We start from the raw sequence: 8,212 nt of genomic DNA on the forward strand, positions 1-8,212 counted from the left end.
GCCTCGTTGAGCGCGTCCTTCAGCGTCTTCGAGCCCGATTCGACCGGCACGACCCTCGCGCCGAGCAGATGCATGCGGTAGACGTTGGGCGACTGGCGCTTGACGTCCTCGCTGCCCATGTAGACCACGCACTCCATGCCGTAGCGTGCACAGATCGTCGCGGTGGCGACGCCGTGCTGGCCGGCGCCGGTCTCGGCGATCACGCGCGGCTTGCCCATGCGCCGCGCCAGCATCGCCTGGCCGATGGTGTTGTTGACCTTGTGCGCGCCGGTGTGGTTCAGGTCCTCGCGCTTGAGGTAGATCTGCGCGCCGCCGAGTTCACGGCTCAGCCGCGCGGCGTGGTAGACCGGGCTGGGCCGGCCGACGAAGTGGGCAAGTTCGGAGCGGAACTCGGCCATGAAGGCGGCATCGGCGCGTGCCTCGTCGTAGGCGGCCTTGAGTTCGTCCAGCGCGTGGATCAGGGTCTCGGCGACGAAGGTGCCGCCGTAGACGCCGAAATGCCCCCGCGCATCGGGTTGCTGGTAGTTCGACATGGTGGTGGAAAGGTGTTCAGGTCTCGGAGTCGGCGGCGCGCGCATCGGCTTCGCGCACCGCCTCGCAGAACCGGCGGATCAGGTCGGCATCCTTGATGCCCTTGGCTGCTTCCACGCCGGAACTCACGTCAACGGCACAGGGCCGCACCTGAAGAATGCCTTCGATCACATTTCCGGCATGCAACCCACCAGACAAAACGACCGGACGGGGCACGTTGGAGGGAATGAGAGACCAATCGAAGACCTTTCCGCCGCCGCCATAGCCCTCGACGTGGGCGTCGAGCAGGATGGCCTGGGCGTTCGAGAACTGCTGCGCAAAGTCTACCAAATCGAACCCGGCGGCCATCCGGGCGGCCCGCAGGTAGGGTCGGCCGGTCGCGTCGCAGCGAGCCGGGGTCTCGTCGCCATGGAACTGCAGCAGCGCCTGGGGCAGCGCGGAGACAGCGTCGGCCACCTCGCCGTCGCTGGCGTTGACCAGCAGCGCCACCGGCATCACGAAGGGCGGCAGGCGCTGCGCCAGGTCCGCGGCACGGGCCACGCTGACCTGGCGCGGGCTCTTCGGATAAAGCACGAAGCCGATCGCGTCGGCCCCCGCTTCGACAGCCGCGTCGACGTCGGCCTCGCGCGTGAGGCCACAGATCTTGATGCGCGTGCGCTGGTTCATCGGCAGTCTCACAGCCTCAAGGCAGCCAGTCCATCGCCGCCGTGGTGGCCGGCAGCGCGAGGGCCGCATCGTAGTACGGCCCGACGAAGTACAGCCCGCCGGCTGCGAAGGTCGGCGCCGCGAGGCTGCGGTCGCGCGAGCGCAGCACGCCTTGCAGCCAGTCGGCGTCGCGCGTGCCCGAGCCCACCGCCACCAGGCAGCCCATGAGGTTGCGCACCATGTGGTGCAGGAAGGCATTGGCGTCGAACTCGAAGCGCCAGTAGGCGCCGCGCCGCTCGATGTGGATGCGGCGCAGGATCTTCACCGGCGAGGCTGCCTGGCATTCGGCCGAGCGGAAGGCCGAGAAGTCGTGCTCGCCGATCAGGTGTCGCGCCGCAGCGCGCATGGCCGCGGCCTCGAGCGGCCGGAAGCTCCATCCCACCAGCCCGGCTTCCAGGGCGGGCCGCACCGGCGATTCGCGCAACACGTAGACGTAGCGCCGGCCGAGCGCGCTGTTGCGGGCATGGAAGCGGTCGTCGACGGCACAGCACCACTGCACCGCAATGTCGTCGGGCAGAAAGCGGTTGGTGCCGCGCACCCACGAGAACGGTTCGCGCTCGGCGTCGCAGTCGAGGTGCACGACCTGGTTGAGTGCATGCACGCCAGCGTCGGTGCGGCCTGCACACATCACCCGCACCGGTGCTGCGAGGAAGTTGGCGAGCGCCTGCTCGAGCCGGTCCTGCACCGTGTTGCCGCCGGGCTGGCTCTGCCAGCCCTGGTAGCCGGTGCCCCGGTAACTGACGCCGAGGGCCACCCTCATGACCGGCTCGCCGTGGCGACGCGGAGGGCGCCGCAGCGCCCGGGCATCAGCCGAGCTGCTCGAGCATGCCCTGGGCCTTGGACTTCAGCGAGCCCGAGGCCTTGGCCACCACTTCCTGCAGCAGGTCGCGGGCGCCTTCCATGTCGCCGATCTGGCGGAACTCCTCGGCCAGCTCGAGCTTGCGCGACAGCGGGTCGCCCGCATCGTCTTCGTCGAACCCGGACAGGCCGGATTCGCCGAAGCCGGAAGGCACCGTGGTCGGACCAGAAGGCGCAGCCGCGGGGCTGCCGCCGGCCGGCAGGTCGAGGTCGAGAGAGATGCCGGCCAGATCGAACTCGACCGACGGCGCGTTCGCCGGCGCAGCCGGGGCAGGCGGCGCCCCGAAGTCGGGCAGGGTCAGGTCGGCGGCATCGAGATCGAACGACGGTGCCTCGACAGGCGACGCAGCGAAGGACTGCGTGTTCTGCAGCGGCACCGGTTCGGTCGGCCCCGGCGCGTCGCTGCCGATGTCGAGATCGAGATCGACACCGGCGTCGGACGCTGGCGGCGAGGACGACTCGATGATCGACGCATTGAACTGCGAGGGCGACGGCAGCACCGATTGCGGCATCGTGCTGGCGCCGAGCGCCTCCACCATCTGACCGGCCGCGGCGGACCCGCCAGCCGGCGCCCCGCCCGGCTGGTACAGCGTGTTCTCCGGATCGATCTGCTGGCCGAGTTCCTGAGCCTTGGCCCAATCCTCGCCCTGCCCCTGGGTCAGCGAGTACAGCTGCGTGGCCAGCAGTTCGAAGCCCTTGGTGTCGCGGCGCTTGGCATAGACCTCGAGCAACTTGGTGCGGATCGCCATGCGCTCGGGATTGCCGCGCATCGCTTCCTTGAGGATCTCCTCGGCCTGCAGATCGCGGCCGTAGGCGAGGTACACGTCGGCCTCGGCCACCGGGTCGACGTCGCCGATTGCATCGAGCTGGCTCAGCGAGTAGCTCATCGACGACGAGTTGCCGCCGGCGTCGCGCGTGTCGATGCGCTGACCGCCGCTGGCACCGAAGAACGAATCGGGCTGCAGGCGGCTTTCGAGGAACGAGGTCTCGCCGCTGTCCTTCTTGGCGCGGCGGGTGAAGCGGTAGGCACCGAAACCGACCAGCGCGGCGATCAGGCCGCCACCGAGGGCCAGCGCGAGCGGGTTGTCGTCGAGCAGAGAAGCAAGGAAGCCAGGCTCCTCGGTCTGGCCCACGGCCGGCGGGGCCGGGCGCGGCGCAGCCGGCGGGGCGACGGACGCCGCCGCAGCAGCGGCCACCACCGGCGCCGAGGCTGCTTCCGACTCGGCCGGTGCAGCCACCAGCGTCGGCAGGGAGGCCGAGGCAGCCATCGCCGGTGCGGATGCAGCCGCTACCGCCGGCACGGACGCGGCGGCAACGACCGGCGCGGGCGCTGCCGTGGGAGCCGAGGCCTTGACCGGCGCAGGCGGCACGGCGAGGGGCACCGACGCGGCCGCCACGACCGGCGGCTTGACCGGCACCGAGACTGCTGCCGGCGCGGACGGCGCCGGCGGCGCAGTTGCCGCGCCGGGGCCGGTGGCCTTGGCCGCTTCGGCGCCAAGCTTCTTCAGTTCGGCAACGTTCTTCGAGAGCTCGGCGACGCGCGTAGCTGCGTCCTTCTTCTCGGCACCCTTGGCGATCTGTTCCTCGGCGGCGCTGGCCTTGCCGGCGGCGCCCTTGCTGAGCGTGAGCTTGTCGGGCGTGGTTGCGGCCGCCTGCTTGCGATCCTGGACCTCGGTCTGCACCGTGCCGGTGGCCTGGCGCGCCGGCCCGGCATCCTTGGCGGCAGGAACTGCGCCCGCAAGGCGCTGGCGATAGGCGCCGAAGTCGGCGCTCTGCGCCTGGATGAGCTCGCGCGCCTCTGCGGGCGTGACCGCCTTGGCATCATCGGCGCTCGGCACCGACAGCACCACACCGGACTTCAGCCGGTTCATGTTGTTGCCGGAGAAGGCTTCGGGATTGGCCTTGAACAGCGACACCAGCATCTGGTCGAGCGACACACCGCCACGCTGCGTCTTGCCGGCGATGCGCGACAGCGTATCGCCCTGGCGGACCTTGTATTCGTCCGGACCGATCGGGGCGGCCGCCGTGGCGGGTGCGACCGGGGCCGTGGCAGGGCGCGGCTCGGCGGCAGGACGCGCACGCGGCACGGGCGAGGCCGTCGCCGGAGCCGGAGCAGCGGCCGGCGGCGCCGCAGCGATCGACGGGGCGGCAGCCGGCGCGGTCGGCGCCGGCGCACGCGCCATCGTCGGCGGGTCGAACAGCATCGTGTACTCGCGCACCAGGCGGCCGCTGGCCCAGGAGATCTCGAGGATGACGTCGACGAAGGGCTCCTGCACGGCGCGATCGCTGGTCACGCGCAGGTACGGGCGACCGTCGCCGCGGCGCTGCAGTTCGACGTTGGTGGCGGGCAGCACGGCGTTGTAGTCGACCCCGGCGGCCTTGTACGCCTCGGGCGGCGCCACGCGCACACGCAGGGTGCCCGCCTCTTCCGGCGTCAGGCTGGTGACATCGATCTCGGCCCGCAGCGCCTCACCCAGTGCCGACTGCACGGAAAGCCTGCCCAGACCCAGCGCGTACGCGTTCGATGCAGCCAGCCACAGAGCGGCTGCAGCCACACCGGTCAGGGCAAGGCGCCCTGAGAAGGTCGAGTTTGATTTCAAGGCGTCTCCCAATAGGACCGTGCCGGGCGTGAAGTAGGCCCGCTGCTGTCGACCAGGTTATCGGCGAAGGACATCCGCACCTCGCACAAATAGCTGGAAATCACAATAACATCAAGAGGATACGAAGACAAGCTCATGCATTGGCTGATATTCGTCCCAGGCCGCTCGCATCACGCCTTCGCGTGACAAATGTTGCAGCGCGCCAACGGCCCACCGATGGCGCGCACCGACTCAGGCCTCGACCAGGATGCGCAGCATGCGGCGCAGCGGCTCGGCCGCGCCCCACAGCAGCTGGTCGCCGATCGTGAAGGCACCGAGGTACTGCGGCCCCATCGCCAGCTGGCGGATGCGGCCGACGGGAATCGTCAGTGTGCCGGTCACCGCCACCGGCGTCAGATCCTTCACCGTCGCCTCGCGGGTGTTGGGCACCACCTTCACCCAGGCGTTGTCGGCAGCGATCATGGCCTCCACATCGGCCAAAGGCACGTCCTTCTTGAGCTTGAACATCAGTGCCTGGCTGTGGCAGCGCATCGCGCCGATCCGCACGCAGAAGCCGTCGACCGGCACCGCCGCGCTGCCGAAGCCCTCGCCCTGGCCGAGGATCTTGTTGGTCTCGGCGCCGCCCTTCCACTCTTCGCGGCTGACGCCGTTGCCGAGATCCTTGTCGATCCAGGGGATCAGCGAGCCGCCCAGCGGCACGCCGAAGTTGGCGGTCTCGGCCTCGGTCAGCGCACGCTGCTTGCCGACGATCTTGCGGTCGATCTCTAGGATCGCGCTCTTCGGATCGTCCAGAAGGGGTTTGACCTCGGCGTTGAGCGTGCCGAACTGCGTCAGCAGTTCGCGCATGTGCTGTGCGCCACCGCCCGATGCGGCCTGGTAGGTCATCGTGCTCATCCACTCGACCAGCCCGGCCTTGTACAGCGCGCCCACGCCCATCAGCATGCAGCTGACGGTGCAGTTGCCGCCGATCCAGTTGCGCCCCCCGCCAGCCAGTGCGTTCTTGATCACCGGCAGGTTGACCGGGTCGAGCACGATGACCGCGTCGTCCTTCATGCGCAGCGTCGAGGCAGCATCGATCCAGTGGCCCTTCCAGCCGGCCGCGCGCAGCTTCGGGAATACCTCGCTCGTGTAGTCGCCGCCCTGGGCGGTGATGATGATCTCGCAGCGCTTGAGCGCCTCGATGTCGTAGGCGTCCTTGAGCGTCTTCTCGTTCTTCGCCATCGCCGGGGCGGCGCCGCCGGCATTGCTGGTGCTGAAGAACAGCGGCTCGATGTGGGCGAAGTCGCCCTCGGCCTGCATGCGGTCCATCAGCACGGAGCCGACCATGCCGCGCCATCCGACCAATCCCGTGAGTCTCATCGTCGTCGCCCTTTCTGAAAGTGTCTGCAAACTCTTGTCTCCCCCGGGTCGCGTCGCCGGGGGATGAGGGCGAGACGAACCGGAGCCGGACTAGCTCTTGGTAATGGATTTGATGGTCGTGCCCGAGAGCGCGGCGACCACGGCGTCGCCCATGGCGCGCGTGCCGACCTTGGTGGTGCCCTCGGACCAGATGTCTGCCGTGCGCAGCCCCGACGCGAGCACGTGCTGGACCGCCGACTCGATGCGATCGGCAGCCTCGGGCTGGTTCAGGGAGAAGCGGAGCATCATGGCCACGGACAGGATTGTAGCCAGCGGGTTGGCGAGATCCTTGCCCGCAATGTCGGGCGCGCTGCCGTGGCTGGGCTCGTACAGGCCCCGGCCCGCTTCGTTCAACGAGGCCGACGGCAGCATGCCGATCGAACCCGTGAGCATGGCCGCCTCGTCGGACAGGATGTCGCCGAACATGTTGCCAGTGACCAGCACATCGAACTTCTTCGGCGCCTTGACCAGCTGCATCGCCGCGTTGTCGACGTACATGTGCTCGAGTTCGACGTCGGGGTACTGCGCATGCACCTCGGTGACCACGTCCTTCCAAAACTGGAAGGTCTCCAGAACGTTGGCCTTGTCGACGCTGGTCACCTTCTTGCTGCGCTTGCGCGCCGCCTGGAAGGCGACGTGGGCGATGCGCTCGATCTCCGGGCGCGAGTAGCGCATGGTGTCGAAGGCCTCCGGTGCGCCCTTGAAGGCGCCGTCGGGCGATTCGCGCCGTCCGCGCGGCTGGCCGAAGTAGATGTCGCCGGTCAGCTCGCGGATGATCAGGATGTCCAGCCCCGCCACCAGCTCGGGCTTCAGGCTCGACGCGTGGGTGAGCTGCTCATAGCAGATCGCCGGGCGGAAGTTGGCGAACAGGCCGAGATTCTTGCGCAGACCGAGGATGGCCTGCTCGGGGCGCAGCGCGCGCTCGAGCTTGTCGTACTTCCAGTCGCCGACGGCGCCGAACAGCACGGCGTCGGCGTCCTTGGCGAGCTTGAGCGTCGAGTCGGGCAGCGGGTGGCCGTGCGACTCGTAGGCCGCGCCGCCGACCGGCGCGGTCTCGGTCTCGAAGGTCAGGTCGAGGCACTGCATCGCGCGCTGGGCCTGCGCGACGATCTCGGTGCCGATGCCGTCGCCCGGCAGGATGGCGATCTTCAAGCGGATGTCCTTGGTCAGAGGGTGTGGGCGAGCCAGGGCTTCTTCAGCAGGCGCTCGTTCTCGAAGGCGCGGATCTTGTCGGCATGGCGCAGCGTCAGGCCGATGTCGTCGAAGCCACCGAGCAGGCAGTACTTGCGAAACGGCTGCACCTCGAAGGGCAGGCCTGTGCCGTCCGGCTTGATCACCAACTGGCGATCGAGGTCGACGGTCAGCTGGTAGCCGGTGAAGGGGGCCACCTCGTCGAACAGCATGCTCACCTGCGCCTCGGGCAACACGATGGGCAGCAGGCCGTTCTTGAAGCAGTTGCTGAAGAAGATATCGGCGTAGCTCGGCGCGATGATGGCGCGGAAACCGTACTGGTCCAGCGCCCAGGGCGCATGCTCGCGCGAGGAGCCGCAACCGAAGTTCTTGCGCGCCAGCAGGATCGAGGCACCCTGGTAGCGCGGCTGGTTGAGCACGAACTCCGGGTTGGACTTGCGCGTGGCCGGATCCTGGCCCGGCTCGCCGCGGTCGAGGTAGCGCCACTCGTCGAACAGGTTCGGGCCGAAGCCGGAGCGCTTGATCGACTTGAGGAACTGCTTGGGGATGATCGCGTCGGTGTCGACGTTCTCTCGGTCCAGCGGCGCGACCAGTCCCTTGTGAACGGTGAAGGCTTGCATGTTGGAGCTCTACTTCTTCTTGGCGGCTTCTTCGATCTTCTCGCCGCCCTTCTGGATGTCCTTGCCAACGCCCTCGAGCGTGTTGCAGCCGGCCAGCAGGTAGAGCGAGGCGAGGAAGGCGAACAGGATGCGCTTCATGACAGGTCTCCTTGTCTGGATGATGTGAGTCAGGCGATGCGACGGACGTCGACGAAATGGCCTTCGATGGCCGCCGCGGCGGCCATCGCCGGGCTGACCAGGTGGGTGCGGCCACCGGCCCCCTGGCGGCCTTCGAAGTTGCGGTTGGAGGTGGAGGCGCAGCGCGCGCCC

9 protein-coding genes are annotated in these 8,212 nt (G+C 68.8%); all 9 read right to left on the reverse strand.

What is annotated here, in order from left to right; translation table 11 throughout:
* On the reverse strand, nucleotides 1-533 hold a 533-nt coding region (locus tag AAG801_RS38095; RefSeq protein WP_341893088.1), incomplete at its 3' end, for a pyridoxal-phosphate dependent enzyme.
* A gap of 16 nt (nucleotides 534-549) precedes the next feature.
* On the reverse strand, nucleotides 550-1,197 hold the full coding sequence (locus AAG801_RS38100) for a phosphoribosylanthranilate isomerase (protein ID WP_341893089.1): 648 nt from the start codon (nucleotides 1,195-1,197) through the stop codon (nucleotides 550-552).
* A gap of 16 nt (nucleotides 1,198-1,213) precedes the next feature.
* Nucleotides 1,214-1,996 carry a tRNA pseudouridine(38-40) synthase TruA gene (gene truA, locus AAG801_RS38105; RefSeq protein WP_341893090.1) on the reverse strand — a complete coding sequence of 261 codons (783 nt, stop codon included), beginning with the start codon at nucleotides 1,994-1,996 and terminating at the stop codon, nucleotides 1,214-1,216.
* Nucleotides 1,997-2,042: 46 nt separating this feature from the next.
* On the reverse strand, nucleotides 2,043-4,649 hold the full coding sequence (locus AAG801_RS38110) for a FimV/HubP family polar landmark protein (RefSeq protein ID WP_341893091.1): 2,607 nt from the start codon (nucleotides 4,647-4,649) through the stop codon (nucleotides 2,043-2,045).
* Nucleotides 4,650-4,925: 276 nt separating this feature from the next.
* Nucleotides 4,926-6,053 carry an aspartate-semialdehyde dehydrogenase gene (gene asd, locus AAG801_RS38115; RefSeq protein WP_341893092.1) on the reverse strand — a complete coding sequence of 376 codons (1,128 nt, stop codon included), beginning with the start codon at nucleotides 6,051-6,053 and terminating at the stop codon, nucleotides 4,926-4,928.
* 90 nt (nucleotides 6,054-6,143) lie between these two features.
* Nucleotides 6,144-7,244 carry a 3-isopropylmalate dehydrogenase gene (leuB, locus tag AAG801_RS38120; protein WP_341893093.1) on the reverse strand — a complete coding sequence of 367 codons (1,101 nt, stop codon included), beginning with the start codon at nucleotides 7,242-7,244 and terminating at the stop codon, nucleotides 6,144-6,146.
* A gap of 14 nt (nucleotides 7,245-7,258) precedes the next feature.
* Nucleotides 7,259-7,903 (reverse strand): 3-isopropylmalate dehydratase small subunit, encoded by a 645-nt coding sequence (leuD, locus tag AAG801_RS38125; RefSeq protein WP_341893094.1) that lies wholly within the window; start codon nucleotides 7,901-7,903, stop codon nucleotides 7,259-7,261.
* A 9-nt stretch (nucleotides 7,904-7,912) separates the two neighbouring features.
* Entirely contained in the window at nucleotides 7,913-8,041 is a 129-nt protein-coding gene (locus AAG801_RS38130) for an entericidin A/B family lipoprotein (protein ID WP_341893095.1), read from the reverse strand.
* A gap of 29 nt (nucleotides 8,042-8,070) precedes the next feature.
* On the reverse strand, nucleotides 8,071-8,212 hold a 142-nt coding region (locus AAG801_RS38135), incomplete at its 5' end, for an aconitase family protein (RefSeq protein ID WP_341893096.1).

This window comes from Variovorax sp. YR752 (assembly GCF_943372545.1).

Coding starts and splice junctions, on each gene's coding strand:
- AAG801_RS38100 (WP_341893089.1), bottom strand. CDS start 1,197: ATGAACCAGCGCACGCGCATCAAGATCTGTGGCCTCACGCGCGAGGCC.
- AAG801_RS38130 (WP_341893095.1), bottom strand. CDS start 8,041: ATGAAGCGCATCCTGTTCGCCTTCCTCGCCTCGCTCTACCTGCTGGCC.
- truA (WP_341893090.1), bottom strand. CDS start 1,996: ATGAGGGTGGCCCTCGGCGTCAGTTACCGGGGCACCGGCTACCAGGGC.
- leuD (WP_341893094.1), bottom strand. CDS start 7,903: ATGCAAGCCTTCACCGTTCACAAGGGACTGGTCGCGCCGCTGGACCGA.
- asd (WP_341893092.1), bottom strand. CDS start 6,053: ATGAGACTCACGGGATTGGTCGGATGGCGCGGCATGGTCGGCTCCGTG.